The following is a 13296-nucleotide window of genomic DNA, read 5'->3' as shown; positions in this document are numbered from 1 at the left end:
CAACGCAGGACAAGCCTGCTCGCCACAGGGAATCTGCGCTTAGCTGAACGGCATTGGGGCAAGCCCTAATGCCGTTCAGTTAAGGAAAATGTGTGGGCTTATTGTGGCGAGCGGGCTTGCCCCGCGTTGGGGGGCGAAGCGCCCCCCATCGAGCAAAACGCGGTGTACCTGATACGGCTCAGCGCCTGGCTTTGGGGCTGCTGCGCAGCCCAACGCAGGACAAGCCTGCTCGCCACAGGGGATCTGCGCTTGCCTGAACGGCATTAGGGCATAGCCCGATCTGTTTGCTTGGCCCTAGAATGCGGGCTCTTCTACCTCAGGCATTTGGGGCAACTCATGCACATCTCTTCCGGTCGCTGGGTCTACGGTTTTCTCCTGACCCTGCTGACCGCATTGCTCTGGGGCATTCTCCCGATCAAGCTCAAACAGGTCTTGCAGGTGATGGACCCGATCACCGTCACCTGGTTTCGCCTGATGGTGGCCGGCGGTTGCCTGTTCATCTACCTGGCGGCGACCCGGCGTTTGCCCAGCTTGAAGGTGCTGGGCGCCAGAGGTGGCGGGTTGGTAGCAATGGCGGTGTGCGGACTGGTGGGCAACTACGTGCTGTACCTGGTGGGCCTGAAAATGCTCAGCCCCGGCACCGCGCAACTGGTGGTGCAGATGGGGCCGATCTTTCTGATGGTCGCCAGTGTGTTTGTGTTCAAGGAGCGCTTCAGCCTTGGGCAAGGCTTGGGGTTGGTCGTGTTGATTGTGGGTTTCGGGTTGTTCTTCAATCAGCGCCTGGCGGAGCTGCTCACGTCCATGGGCACTTATACCGCCGGGGTGTTGACGGTGCTGTTGGCGACCACGATCTGGGTGTTTTATGCGCTGGGGCAGAAGCAGTTGCTGACGGTGTGGAATTCGCTGCAGGTGATGATGGTGATTTATCTGTTTTGCGCGGCGTTGTTGACGCCGTGGGCGCAGCCGCTGGAGGCGTTGGCGTTGAGTCCGTTGCAGGGGGTGTTGTTGCTGGCGTGCTGCATGAACACGTTGGTGGCGTATGGGGCGTTTGCGGAGGCGCTGGCGCACTGGGAAGCTTCCCGGGTGAGTGCGACGTTGGCGTTGACGCCGTTGGTGACGTTTGTGGCGGTGGCGTTGGCGGCGTGGTGGTGGCCTGGGTTTGTGCAGGCTGAGGAGATTAATGCGTTGGGGTATTTTGGGGCGTTGGTGGTGGTGATGGGGTCGGCGATGGTCGCTTTGGCGCCTTCTTTGATTGCGGGGCTCAGGGCTCGTCGGTTAAGACTGGCTTCCTAAGGGCGTACAGCGTTTCAACTGTGGGAGGGGGCTTGCTCCCGATGGCGGCTTTATTGTGTACATATCCTTTGCTGTGGTGATGGCGGCTATTGGTTCCGCCCTTACGGCGGGTCACTTTTTGAAGAGCGCAAAAAGTAACCAAAAACGCTTTGCCCCACCACTCGGCACCTCGCTCAGGCTCGGTGTGCCCGCACGCAGGCTTGAATCCGTGGGCCGCCGCAATGGGCCATCCCTGGCCCAGTGCGGCTAACCCGGCGTCCTGCCGGGTTACCCACGGATTCAAGCCTGCGTTCGGCCAGCGTGGTTGACGGGGCGCCTGAGATCAAGGTCAAGATCAAAAGCAGATCAAGATCAAGATCAAGAGCGGATCAAAGGCTTTTTAATGGCCGGCTTCCAGCATGTTTTCAGGGCGTACCCATTTGTCGAATTCTTCGTCGGTGAGGTAGCCCAGGTCCAGTGCGGCCTGGCGTAGGGTCAGGCCTTCGGCATAGGCTTTTTTGGCGATCTGTGCGGACTTGTCGTAGCCGATGTGTGGGTTCAACGCGGTGACGAGCATCAGGCCGCGTTCCAGGTGTTCGGCCATTTGTTCGGCGTCCGGTTCAAGACCTGCGATGCAGTGTTCCTGGAAGTTGTTGCAGCCGTCGGCCAGCAGGCGGATGGATTCGAGCAGGTTGTGGATGATCACCGGCTTGTACACGTTGAGCTGCAGGTGGCCCTGGCTGGCGGCGATGCCGATGGTGACGTCGTTGCCCAGCACCTGGCAGGCCAGCATCGACAGGGCTTCGCATTGGGTGGGGTTGACCTTGCCGGGCATGATCGAGCTGCCGGGTTCGTTGGCCGGCAGTTTGACTTCGGCCAGGCCGGCGCGGGGGCCGGAGCCGAGCAGGCGCAGGTCGTTGGCGATCTTCATCAGGGCCACAGCCAGGGTTTTCAGCGCGCCGTGCAGGGTCACCAGCGGTTCGTGGCCGGAGAGGGCTGCGAATTTGTTCGGCGCGGTCACGAACGGCAAGCCGGAAAGGGCAGCCAGCTCGGCGGCGATCGCTTCGCCAAAACCGTGGGGCGAGTTGAGCCCGGTGCCGACGGCAGTGCCGCCCTGGGCCAGCTCGCACACGGCGGGCAGGGCGCTGCGGATGGCGCGTTCGGCATAGTCGAGCTGGGCGATGAAGGCCGAGAGTTCCTGGCCGAAGGTGATCGGCGTGGCGTCCATCATGTGGGTGCGGCCGGTCTTGACCAGCTTCATGTGCCGCGCCGCCAGCTCCGCCAGGCCGCCGGACAATACGGTGATCGCCGGCAGCAATTGTTCGTGCACCGCTTTTACGGTGGCGATGCTCATGGCGGTGGGGAAGCAGTCGTTGGAGCTTTGTGAGCGGTTCACATGGTCGTTGGGATGCACCGGGCTCTTGCCGCCGCGGTTGTTGCCCGCCAGTTCGTTGGCGCGTCCGGCGATCACTTCGTTGGCGTTCATGTTGCTCTGGGTGCCACTGCCGGTCTGCCATACCACCAGCGGGAACTGGTCGTCATGAGTACCGGCGAGCACTTCGTCGGCGGCCTGTTCGATCAGGCGGGCGATGTCGGCGGGCAGGTCGCCGTTGCGGTCGTTGACGCGCGCGGCGGCTTTCTTGATCAGGGCCAGGGCGTGCAGCACTGCCAGCGGCATGCGTTGCTCGCCAATGGCAAAATTCACCAGCGAACGTTGGGTCTGGGCGCCCCAGTAAGCGTCATCCGGGACGTGAACGTCTCCCAGGCTGTCGGTTTCGATACGGCTCATCGGGCACTCTCCTTGAAGTCAGTCAGCGCAGTTTAGGCCGTGATGGGGCAGGGGGGTTCCATAAAAGACTTTTCATCGGATTAAAGCGGCGCTGATCCTTGTCCGACAAGGCCTGGGGTTGAGCCGCGAGGTTTTTTAGGCGCAGAATGGTCGCCCTTGGGGTCTTACCTCGCCTGTAGAAAAGGAAACTCGATGACTCGTCTTCGTGCCATCTGTACCGCGGTTGCTCTGGTTTGCGCCAGCGGCCAGGTTTTTGCCGATACCGCCAGCCACAACGCCAGTGCCGAAGCCTTTCTTACCCTGGCCCATGCCGACAAGCTGGGAACCCCGGTGTACATGCAAGTGCAACAAATGTTCGCCCAGCGTTTCGAACAGACCAAGGCGCCTGCCGCCAAGCAGTCCGTACTGGACAGCTACCAGGCCAAGGCCAACGCCGCGCTCGATCAGGCCATCGGCTGGCCGAAGCTGAAACCGGACATGGTCAAGCTCTACACCACCAATTTCAGCGAGTCCGAGCTCAAGGACCTGGTTGCGTTCTACCAGTCGCCGCTGGGCAAGAAGGTCCTGGAAAAAATGCCGCAACTGACCCAGCAATCGGCTCAGATGACCCAGGCCAAACTGGAAAGCGCCGTGCCGGTAGTGAACAAGCTGTTGGAAGACATGACCAACGAGCTGACGCCAAAAGCCGCCGCACCGGCCAAGAAGAAGTAAGCAGGAATGACCATGCAACAGCGTATCGAAACCGCGCTCGCCGCCCTGAGCCCGCAACACCTGAGCGTGCTGGATGAAAGCCACATGCACAGCCGTGGGTTGCAGACCCACTTCAAGGCCGTGCTGGTCAGCCAGCAGTTCGAGGGGCTCAACCGCGTCAAGCGCCACCAGACGGTCTACGCCACCCTGGGTGACCTGATGAGCGAGTTTCATGCGTTGGCGCTGCATACCTACACGCCTGATGAATGGGCGAAAATCGACGCAGCCCCGGCCTCGCCGACCTGCGCCGGAGGGCATTGAGGCAGCCACAAGTGTCAGCTGCCAGCGACAAGATTAGAGCCCTCGCAGCTGCCTTCTTGCTACAATCCCCAACGCGCCGCCCAGTCGGCGCGTTTTTTTTGCTTTTACTTGCAGCTTGCGGCTAAAAACTCGCAACTGCCGTTATCCGGTTCACCCCTTACGAGGGTAGCCACCTGGAGAGAACACCCATGACCCACCCCATCGTCGTGGCGGCACTGTACAAGTTCGTCACCCTCGAAGATTACGTCGCCCTGCGCGAGCCACTGCTGCAGGCAATGGTCGACAACGGCATCAAGGGCACCCTGCTGATTGCCGAAGAAGGCATCAACGGCACCGTGTCCGGCAGCCGCGAAGGCATTGACGGCCTGATGGCCTGGTTGAAGAAAGACCCGCGCATGGTCGACATTGACCACAAAGAGTCCTACTGCGACGACCAGCCGTTCTACCGCACCAAGGTCAAGCTCAAGAAAGAGATCGTGACCCTGGGCGTCGAAGGCGTCGACCCGAACAAAAAGGTCGGCACCTACGTTGAACCGCAGGACTGGAATGCGCTGATCAGCGACCCCGAGGTGCTGTTGATCGACACCCGCAACGACTACGAAGTGTCCATCGGCACCTTCGAAGGCGCGATCGACCCGAAGACCACCAGCTTTCGCGAGTTTCCCGACTACATCAAGGCCCACTTCGACCCGGCCGTACACAAGAAGGTCGCCATGTTCTGCACCGGCGGCATTCGCTGCGAGAAGGCCTCCAGCTTCATGCTCAGCGAGGGCTTCGATGAGGTCTATCACCTCAAGGGCGGCATCCTCAAGTACCTCGAGGAAGTGCCGCAGGCAGAAACCAAATGGCAAGGCGACTGCTTTGTGTTCGACAACCGGGTGACCGTGCGCCATGACCTCAGCGAGGGCGACTACGATCAGTGTCACGCCTGCCGCACACCGGTCAGCGTCGAGGACCGTGCGTCCGAGCACTATGTGGCCGGCATCAGTTGCCCGCATTGCTGGGATAAGCTGCCGGAGAAAACCCGTCGCAGCGCCATCGACCGGCAGAAGCAGATCGAGCTGGCCAAGGCCCGCAATCTGCCGCACCCAATTGGCTTCAACTACAAGCAAACCCCTTCCGAGGCCTGACCCATGTCCGCGCGCCTGCTCTATGTGATGGACCCGATGTGTTCCTGGTGCTGGGGCTTTGCCCCGGTGGCGCAGGCACTGGTTGAGCAGGCCCAGGCGGCCGGCGTGGACGTGCACCTGGTGGTGGGCGGCCTGCGTACCGGCAGCGGCGCGGCGCTGGAGCCGACCACCCGACGCTACATCCTTGAACACTGGCAGGCTGTCACCGACGCCACCGGCCAGCCGTTCAAGCGCGAAGGGGCCTTGCCCGACGGCTTTGTCTACGACACCGAACCTGCCTGCCGCGCCATCGTCACCGCGCGCAGCCTGGCGCCGGATTGCGCGTGGATCCTGCTGGGGCTGATCCAGCGCGCGTTTTATGTCGAGGGCCGCGATGTGACCCTGGCCAGCGTACTGGTTGAATTGGCCGAACAGGCGGGCATCCCGCGCATCGAATTTGCCGGTGCCTTCGACCGTGCCGAGCAGCATGCGGCGACGGCGGCGGATTTCAGCTGGGTGCAGGACCTGGGCATCGCCGGTTTCCCGACGCTGCTGGCCGAGCGCGATGGCCAACTGGCCTTGCTGACCAACGGCTACCAGCCATTGTCCGAGCTTTCGCCGTTGTTGAGCCGATGGCTTGAGCGAGCGGCCAGTGCCTGAGCTGCCCGCCCGCATCGACCGCCTGACCTGGGCGGAAATTCGCCGCCTGGCCTTGCGTCACAAAAAATCCCTGTGGATTGCCAATGGCGTGGCCGTGCTGGCGACCCTGTGCAGCGTGCCGATTCCCCTGCTGCTGCCGCTGCTGGTCGACGAAGTGCTGCTGGGCAGCGGCGATGCCGCGCTCAAGGTGATGAACCACGCGCTGCCCCTGGGTTGGCAAAAAGCCGCTGGCTATATCGGCCTGATGCTGCTGGTCACCCTGACCCTGCGCTGTGGCGCGCTGGTGTTCAACGTGGTGCAGGCGCGCCTGTTTGCGCGGTTGGCCAAGGACATCGTGTACCGCATCCGCGTGCGCCTGATCGAACGGCTCAAGCGCATCTCCCTCGGCGAATACGAAAGCCTGGGCAGCGGCACCGTGACCACGCACCTGGTCACCGACCTGGATACGCTGGACAAATTCGTCGGCGAAACCCTCAGCCGCTTTCTGGTGGCGATGCTGACGCTGGTGGGCACCTCGGCGATTCTGGTGTGGATGCATTGGCAGCTGGCGCTGTTGATTCTGCTGTTCAACCCGCTGGTGATCTACTTCACGGTGCAGTTGGGCAAGCGCGTCAAGCACCTCAAGAAGCTGGAAAACGACAGCACCTCGCGCTTCACCCAGGCGCTCACCGAAACCCTGGACGCCATCCAGGAAGTGCGCGCCGGCAATCGCCAGGGCTTCTTTCTCGGACGCCTGGGCGAGCGTGCCCGGGAAGTGCGTGACTACGCCATCCACTCGCAATGGAAAACCGATGCCTCCAGCCGCGCCAGTGGCCTGTTGTTCCAGTTCGGTATCGACATTTTCCGCGCGGCGGCGATGCTCACGGTGCTGTTTTCCGATCTGTCCATCGGCCAGATGCTCGCCGTGTTCAGCTACCTGTGGTTCATGATCGGCCCGGTGGAACAGTTGCTGAACCTGCAATACGCCTACTATGCGGCGGGCGGTGCGCTGACACGGATCAACGAGCTGCTGGCGCGTGCCGACGAGCCGCAGTATGCCGGTGGCGAAGACCCGTTCAGCGGGCGCGAGACCGTCGGTATCGACGTGCGCGGCCTGGATTTCGGCTATGGCGAAGAGCGGGTGCTGAACCAGTTGAACCTGACCATCGCGCCTGGTGAGAAGGTCGCGATTGTGGGGGCCAGCGGCGGCGGCAAAAGTACCCTGGTGCAACTGCTGCTCGGGTTGTACACGGCGCAAGCCGGCAGCATCCGGTTCGGCGGTGCAACCCAGCAGGCCATCGGCCTTGAGACCATCCGCGAAAACGTGGCGGTGGTGCTGCAGCATCCGGCGCTGTTCAACGACACGGTGCGCGCCAACCTGACCATGGGCCGTGAACGCAGCGATGAGGCCTGCTGGCAGGCCCTGGAAATCGCTCAACTGGATGTGACCGTCAAGGCCCTGCCTCAGGGCCTGGACAGTGTGGTCGGGCGCTCCGGTGTGCGCTTTTCCGGCGGGCAGCGCCAGCGGCTGGCGATTGCGCGCATGGTGCTGGCCGAACCCAAGGTGGTGATACTCGACGAGGCCACCTCGGCGCTGGATGCGGCCACCGAGTACAACCTGCATCAGGCATTGGCGCGGTTTCTCAGCGGCCGTACTACACTGATCATCGCCCACCGTCTGTCGGCGGTGAAGCAGGCCGATCGAGTTTTGGTCTTCGATGGCGGTCACATTGCCGAAGATGGCGACCACCAGCAGTTGATCGCCGATGGCGGGCTTTACGCCAAACTTTACGGGCACCTGCAACAAGTGCGTTGATTTGGCCTAGGCTGAGCTATCGGAAGCAGATTTTCGTGCGCTTACCCAGCTGTGCATGTGCAAGGGACTTCATGAAGCAAAAGCGGACTCTAGGAACGCCACGGCTGCTGGGCATCGTCTGGCCCTTCATTGCCGTCGTACTGTTTCAGGCACTGTTGGGCTGTCTCAGTCTGTACGTGCTGTCGGCGGTGCGTGGCTATGTAGCGGGTGAAAGCTTGTGGTCCAAGGGCCAGAAGGACGCCATCTATTACCTCACGCTTTACGCCGATAACCGCGACGCGGCCACCTATCTCAAGTACCAGCAAGCCATCGCCGTGCCCCAGGGCGGGCATGAACTGCGCATCGCGCTCGACCAGCCCGTGCCGGACACCGAGGCCGCGCGCCAGGGCATCCTCAAGGGGGGGAATCACCCGGACGATGTGTCCAGCCTGATCTGGCTGTACCTCAACTTTCGCCATTTCAGCTACCTGGAAAAAGCCATCGAGCTGTGGACGGTGGGCGACGGCTACCTGGTGCAACTGGATGACCTGGCCCGCTCGATGCACGGCGCGATCAACAGCGGCCAGGTCAGCGAGCGGGATGTGCGGCGCTGGAAGGCGCATATTTTTGCGATCAACGATGGCGTGACGCCGGCAGCCATGGCCTTCAGCGATGCCTTGGGCGAGGGGTCGCGGATGATTCTGCGGCTGCTGGTGATCACCAACCTGGCCACCGCCCTGGTTTTGATCGCACTGGCGCTGCTGCGCACGCACAAACTGCTGACCCAGCGCCACGCGTTTGCCGATGCGCTGCAACTCGAGAGGGAGCGCGCGCAGATCACCCTGGAGTCAATCGGTGACGGCGTCATCACCACTGATGTCGACGGCGCGATCACTTACCTGAACCCGGCTGCCGAAGCGCTGACCCACTGGACCTCGGCCCAGGCCCAGGGTTTGCCGCTGGCGGCGCTGTTCAAGTTGCTGGATGAAGATGCCGAGTCCGATGGCTTCACCCTGATCGAACACATCATCAAAGGTCAGCTCAGTGGCGGCAGTGACCATTCAACGCTGATCCAGCGCCTGGACGGCAGCACTGTTTCGGTGACGCTGGTGGGGGCGCCGATCCGCAGCGCAGGCAAGATCAGTGGCGCGGTGCTGGTGCTGCATGACATGACTCAGGAGCGTCAATACATCGCCAACCTGTCCTGGCAGGCGACTCACGATGCCTTGACCGGTCTGGCCAATCGGCGCGAATTCGAGCACCGCCTGGAGCAGGTGTTGCAGCAGGCGGGGCGCCAGCCCAATGCCCGGCATGCGCTGATGTTCCTCGACCTGGATCAGTTCAAGCTGGTCAATGACACCTGCGGGCACGCGGCAGGTGACGAACTGCTGCGGCATATCTGCGCGTTGTTGCAATCGGACCTGCGCGAAGATGACACCCTGGCACGGCTGGGCGGCGACGAGTTCGGCATCCTGCTGGAGAACTGCCCGGTGCCGGTGGCGGAAAAGATCGCCGAAAGCCTGCGCCATACGGTGCAAAGCCTGCATTTCGTTTGGAAGGGCCGGCCGTTCATGACCACCGTGAGCATCGGCCTGGTGCATATCACCAGCACGCCGACCACCCTGGAAACCTCGCTGCGCACGGCCGACATGGCTTGCTACATGGCCAAGGAAAAAGGCCGCAACCGCGTGCAGGTCTACCATGCCGACGATTCCGAGCTGTCCATGCGCTTTGGTGAAATGGCCTGGGTACAGCGTTTGCACATGGCACTGGAAGAAGACCGTTTTTGCCTGTACGCCCAGGAAATTTCGCCGCTGGGGCAAACGGAGGGTGGCAGTGGCCACATTGAAATCCTGTTGCGCCTGCACGATGAAACCGGCCGCATCATTCTGCCGGACAGTTTTATTCCGGCGGCCGAGCGTTATGGGCTGATGACGTCTCTGGATCGCTGGGTGGTGGAAAACGTGTTCAAGATTATCGCCCGCTGCCTGCATGAGCGCCCGGGCCGGCCCATGGCGATGTGTGCGATCAATCTGTCAGGCATCACCATTGGCGATGATGATTTTCTCGGCTTTTTACGTGAGAAATTCAACACTTACAGTATTCCACCGGAAATGATTTGTTTTGAAATAACCGAGACAAGTGCTATCGCCAATTTGGGCAGTGCAATTCGCTTTATTAATGAACTCAAAGCCTTAGGTTGCCACTTCTCCCTCGACGACTTTTGCGCCGGAATGTCCTCATTCGCTTATCTGAAACATTTACCTGTAGACTTCCTGAAGATCGATGGAAGTTTCGTAAAGGATATGCTGGACGACCCGATTAACCGTGCCATGGTTGAAGTGATCAACCATATCGGCCATGTCATGGGTAAGCGCACAATTGCCGAGTTTGTAGAGACACCCCAAATCGAACAGGCGTTACTGGAGATTGGTGTGGATTACGCTCAGGGCTACCTGATTGAACGCCCGCAATTGTTTACCTTCGATAGCCTGCAGTGCCGACCCGCGCGGCCGCAGCCATTGTTATTCAAGGCGCCCGGCACATTCCGCTGAAACATTTGCTGGTCTGTACAATCACACTTAAAAAGGAGCCCTACAGTGATCGACACATTCAACCGAACCGGCCCGCTTATGGAAGCCTCGAGTTACCCAGCCTGGGCGCAACAACTGATCCAGGACTGTAGCGAGAGCAAGCGCCGGGTTGTCGAACACGAACTGTACCAGCGCATGCGCGACAATACGCTCAGCGCCAAAACCATGCGCCACTACCTGATCGGTGGCTGGCCTGTGGTGGAACAGTTTGCCTTGTACATGGCACAAAACCTCACCAAAACCAAGTTCGCGCGCCATCCTGGGGAGGATATGGCGCGACGTTGGCTGATGCGCAATATTCGTGTGGAACTCAACCACGCCGACTATTGGGTTCATTGGGCCCGTGCCCATGGCGTCAGCCTTGAAGAACTGCAGGCGCAAAACGTACCGCCGGAGCTGCACGCACTGAGCCATTGGTGCTGGCACACCAGTTCGTCCGATGCGTTGATCGTCGCGATTGCCGCCACCAACTATGCGATCGAGGGGGCGACCGGGGAGTGGTCGGCCGTGGTGTGTTCAACCGGTGTGTATGCGGCGGCCTTCCCTGAGGAAGACCGCAAGCGGGCGATGAAGTGGTTGAAGATGCATGCCCAGTACGACGATGCTCACCCATGGGAAGCGCTGGAGATCATTTGCACCCTGGCCGGCATGAACCCGACCAGAGCCCTGCAGGAAGAACTGCGCCAGGCCGTGTGCAAGAGCTACGACTACATGTACCTGTTCCTGGAAAGCTGCATGCGTCTGGAGAGAGAAACAGCGCCCGTGGCCGCCCGAGAACGGCCGGTACGCGTGGCCAGCGAAGCATGATGTAAATCCAGTGGCGGGGGCTTACCCCGCCATTGCCAGACGGTTGCGACCTTCACGCTTGGCGACATACAAGGCGTTGTCGGCGCGGCGCAGCAGGCTCTCGGCGGATTCGGCCGCCAGCAAGGTGGAGCAACCCAGGCTCACCGTCAGATCGATGCGGGTATCGTCCGCCCAATAATTCTCGGCCTGTGCCGCCTGGCGCAGTCGCTCGCCGACCATCGCCGCCGCCTCCCGGCTGGTGTTGGAGAGCAGGATCAGAAATTCTTCCCCGCCATACCTGAACACCATGTCCACATTACGCAACTGGCCCTTGATCGACGCCGCCACTGCGCGCAGCACGTGGTCGCCGGCGCTGTGGCCATGGGTGTCATTGATGTGCTTGAAGTGATCGATGTCCAGCATCAGCAGCGACAATGGGTTCAAATGCCGGCGCGCCATGTCGATTTCGCGCTGCAGGGTCTGGTCCATGGCGATGCGGTTGCCCGTCTGGGTCAGCGGGTCGCGCAGCGCGCTGCGGGTGGCCGTGCGATAAAGCAGGGCATTGCGCATTGGGTAGAGCAGGGTGGACAGCAGTGATTCGAGCTGCCCCAGCTCTTCCTCGGCCAGGCGCTGGTTGCGGCGCAACACCAGTTCGCCCAGAGGTTCGCCCTCGTGGCTGAGGGTGTAACTCACCGAGTGATGGCCGCGCTGGCCGAACTCAAGTCGCAGGTCGCTGGCCTGATGGCGATAAACCATCGCGTCGAGGGGCACCAGTCGCTGGATTTCGCGAAAGAACAGACCCAGGATGCGCTCCGGCTCCAGGCTGGTTTGCAGATGCTGCCCCAGTTGCTGGCGTAACTGAGCCAGCGTTACGGGGCGGTGCGGCAGCGGCGAGGGCTGACCGAAACCCAGGCGTTGCAATTTGGCGCTGTCGAAGTCGATTGCGTGGATCTGGGTAGGTGTTTTCATCAGCAATCGGCCTCTCAGCACTTGAACGTCTTACAGGCTAAGTCAGCGTGTCGGGTGCCATTACTTGCCCTGCTTGGGAAGTGTTAGAGCGAGATTCATGCCAATTCGTTTAATTAAAAAAAACACCTTACAAATCAATGGCGGTTTCTACGGGCGCAAACGCCCGCCTAAGTGTCACGCCGGTTATTTGGCTGATGCACCAGGATGTTGTGATCAATCTGCTCAATCGACGTCACGCCGGTCAGTGTCATGGCCACGCGCATTTCCCTGGCGAAGATGTCCAGCAGGTTTTCCACGCCCTGCTGGCCATCGGCAGCCAGCGCATAGGCAGTGGCGCGCCCCAGCAGGCAGGCCTTGGCACCCAGGGCCAGCATGCGCACCACGTCGAGACCGGAGCGAATGCCCGAATCCACCAGCACGGTCAGCTCATCGCCCACCGCGTCGGCAATGGGCGGCAGCGCCCTGGCGGTGGACAGCACGCCATCGAGCTGCCGCCCGCCATGGTTGGACACCACGATGCCGTCCGCGCCGAAACTCACCGCGTCCCTCGCATCCTGCGGGTCGAGGATACCCTTGATAATCATCGGGCCCTTCCAGACGTCGCGGATCCATTCCAGGTCTTTCCAACTGATCGAGGGGTCGAAGTTGTTGGCCAGCCAGCCCATGTAATCTTCCAGGTGCGTGGGTTTGCCCAGATACGTTGAAATGTTGCCCAGGTCGTGGGGGCGGCCCATCAACCCCACATCGAACGCCCACTGCGGCTTGGTGATGGCCTGCAACAGCCTGCGCTGAGCGGCGTACGGCCCGGACATGCCCGAGTGCGCGTCGCGGTAGCGTGCACCGGGCGTCGGCATGTCGACGGTAAACACCAGAGTGGTCACGCCGGCAGCCTGCGCGCGCTCCAGTGCGTTGCGCATGAAGCCGCGGTCCTTGAGCACATACAACTGAAACCAGAGGGGCTGCGAGCTTTGCGACGCCACTTCCTCAATCGAACACACCGACACCGTCGACAGGCAAAAGGGAATGCCCTTGTTGGCCGCCGCCCTGGCCGCCTGCACTTCACCGCGCCGCGCGAACATGCCGGTCAGCCCCACCGGACTCAGGATCACCGGCAAGGCATGTTCCTGACCGAACAACGAGGTGCTGAGACTCAGGTTGTCGACGTTGCGCAGCACCCGCTGGCGCAGGCCGATGTCGGTCAAGTCCGAGCAGTTGGCGCGCAAGGTGTGTTCGGCGTAGGCGCCGCCGTCGATGTAGTCGAACAAAAAACGCGGCAACTTTCGCTTGGCGGCGGCGCGGTAATCGGAAGCGGACGAGATGATCATTGGGCAG

The 13296-nt window shown here is 61.5% G+C and carries 11 protein-coding genes; 8 read left to right on the top strand and 3 right to left on the bottom strand.

Translation table 11 applies throughout. From position 1 onward, the window contains the following. Positions 1 to 336 precede the first annotated feature (336 nt). The gene (locus LUB09_RS16880; RefSeq protein WP_231423102.1) at positions 337 to 1293 is read left to right on the top strand and encodes a DMT family transporter; all 957 of its coding nucleotides are present in this window, start codon (positions 337 to 339) and stop codon (positions 1291 to 1293) included. A gap of 379 nt (positions 1294 to 1672) precedes the next feature. On the opposite strand, the gene LUB09_RS16875 is transcribed toward LUB09_RS16880, so the two are convergent. Then, positions 1673 to 3061: a class II fumarate hydratase gene (locus tag LUB09_RS16875; RefSeq protein ID WP_209983297.1), complete on the bottom strand. Its 1389-nt coding sequence runs from the start codon at positions 3059 to 3061 to the stop codon at positions 1673 to 1675. A gap of 192 nt (positions 3062 to 3253) precedes the next feature. Here LUB09_RS16875 and LUB09_RS16870 point away from each other — a divergent pair, with 192 nt between their 5' ends. The 7 genes from LUB09_RS16870 to LUB09_RS16840 all read left to right on the top strand — a co-directional run bounded on the left by LUB09_RS16870 (position 3254) and on the right by LUB09_RS16840 (position 11016). Continuing rightward, positions 3254 to 3772: a DUF2059 domain-containing protein gene (locus LUB09_RS16870; RefSeq protein WP_003236690.1), complete on the top strand. Its 519-nt coding sequence runs from the start codon at positions 3254 to 3256 to the stop codon at positions 3770 to 3772. Positions 3773 to 3778: 6 nt separating this feature from the next. Beyond that, a complete protein-coding gene (locus tag LUB09_RS16865) occupies positions 3779 to 4072 on the top strand; it encodes a BolA family protein (protein ID WP_209983295.1) in 294 nt (97 codons plus the stop codon). A gap of 188 nt (positions 4073 to 4260) precedes the next feature. Then, a complete protein-coding gene (trhO, locus tag LUB09_RS16860) occupies positions 4261 to 5202 on the top strand; it encodes an oxygen-dependent tRNA uridine(34) hydroxylase TrhO (RefSeq protein ID WP_209983293.1) in 942 nt (313 codons plus the stop codon). A 3-nt stretch (positions 5203 to 5205) separates the two neighbouring features. Continuing rightward, on the top strand, positions 5206 to 5841 hold the full coding sequence (locus tag LUB09_RS16855; protein ID WP_209983292.1) for a DsbA family protein: 636 nt from the start codon (positions 5206 to 5208) through the stop codon (positions 5839 to 5841). A 1-nt stretch (position 5842) separates the two neighbouring features. Next, positions 5843 to 7636 (top strand): ABC transporter ATP-binding protein, encoded by a 1794-nt coding sequence (locus LUB09_RS16850; protein WP_209990432.1) that lies wholly within the window; start codon positions 5843 to 5845, stop codon positions 7634 to 7636. 71 nt (positions 7637 to 7707) lie between these two features. Continuing rightward, positions 7708 to 10170: an EAL domain-containing protein gene (locus LUB09_RS16845; protein ID WP_209983290.1), complete on the top strand. Its 2463-nt coding sequence runs from the start codon at positions 7708 to 7710 to the stop codon at positions 10168 to 10170. A gap of 78 nt (positions 10171 to 10248) precedes the next feature. After that, a complete protein-coding gene (locus tag LUB09_RS16840; protein WP_422396112.1) occupies positions 10249 to 11016 on the top strand; it encodes a TenA family transcriptional regulator in 768 nt (255 codons plus the stop codon). 21 nt (positions 11017 to 11037) lie between these two features. Here LUB09_RS16840 and LUB09_RS16835 read toward each other — a convergent pair whose 3' ends face one another. After that, entirely contained in the window at positions 11038 to 11964 is a 927-nt protein-coding gene (locus LUB09_RS16835) for a GGDEF domain-containing protein (protein WP_231423100.1), read from the bottom strand. Positions 11965 to 12131: 167 nt separating this feature from the next. Beyond that, a complete protein-coding gene (gene lldD / locus LUB09_RS16830) occupies positions 12132 to 13289 on the bottom strand; it encodes an FMN-dependent L-lactate dehydrogenase LldD (RefSeq protein WP_209983282.1) in 1158 nt (385 codons plus the stop codon). Positions 13290 to 13296: the final 7 nt, after the last annotated feature.

The organism is Pseudomonas sp. Leaf59, from assembly GCF_920984685.1.
In the GTDB taxonomy this organism is placed as follows: Bacteria; Pseudomonadota; Gammaproteobacteria; order Pseudomonadales; family Pseudomonadaceae; genus Aquipseudomonas.
The sequence above is the reverse complement of the archived record's forward strand: the minus strand, read 5'-3'. Positions and strand labels throughout refer to the sequence as shown.

Coding starts and splice junctions, on each gene's coding strand:
- LUB09_RS16855 (WP_209983292.1), top strand. CDS start 5,206: ATGTCCGCGCGCCTGCTCTATGTGATGGACCCGATGTGTTCCTGGTGC.
- trhO (WP_209983293.1), top strand. CDS start 4,261: ATGACCCACCCCATCGTCGTGGCGGCACTGTACAAGTTCGTCACCCTC.
- LUB09_RS16845 (WP_209983290.1), top strand. CDS start 7,708: ATGAAGCAAAAGCGGACTCTAGGAACGCCACGGCTGCTGGGCATCGTC.
- LUB09_RS16835 (WP_231423100.1), bottom strand. CDS start 11,964: ATGAAAACACCTACCCAGATCCACGCAATCGACTTCGACAGCGCCAAA.
- LUB09_RS16865 (WP_209983295.1), top strand. CDS start 3,779: ATGACCATGCAACAGCGTATCGAAACCGCGCTCGCCGCCCTGAGCCCG.
- LUB09_RS16875 (WP_209983297.1), bottom strand. CDS start 3,061: ATGAGCCGTATCGAAACCGACAGCCTGGGAGACGTTCACGTCCCGGAT.
- LUB09_RS16870 (WP_003236690.1), top strand. CDS start 3,254: ATGACTCGTCTTCGTGCCATCTGTACCGCGGTTGCTCTGGTTTGCGCC.
- lldD (WP_209983282.1), bottom strand. CDS start 13,289: ATGATCATCTCGTCCGCTTCCGATTACCGCGCCGCCGCCAAGCGAAAG.
- LUB09_RS16840 (WP_422396112.1), top strand. CDS start 10,249: ATGGAAGCCTCGAGTTACCCAGCCTGGGCGCAACAACTGATCCAGGAC.
- LUB09_RS16880 (WP_231423102.1), top strand. CDS start 337: ATGCACATCTCTTCCGGTCGCTGGGTCTACGGTTTTCTCCTGACCCTG.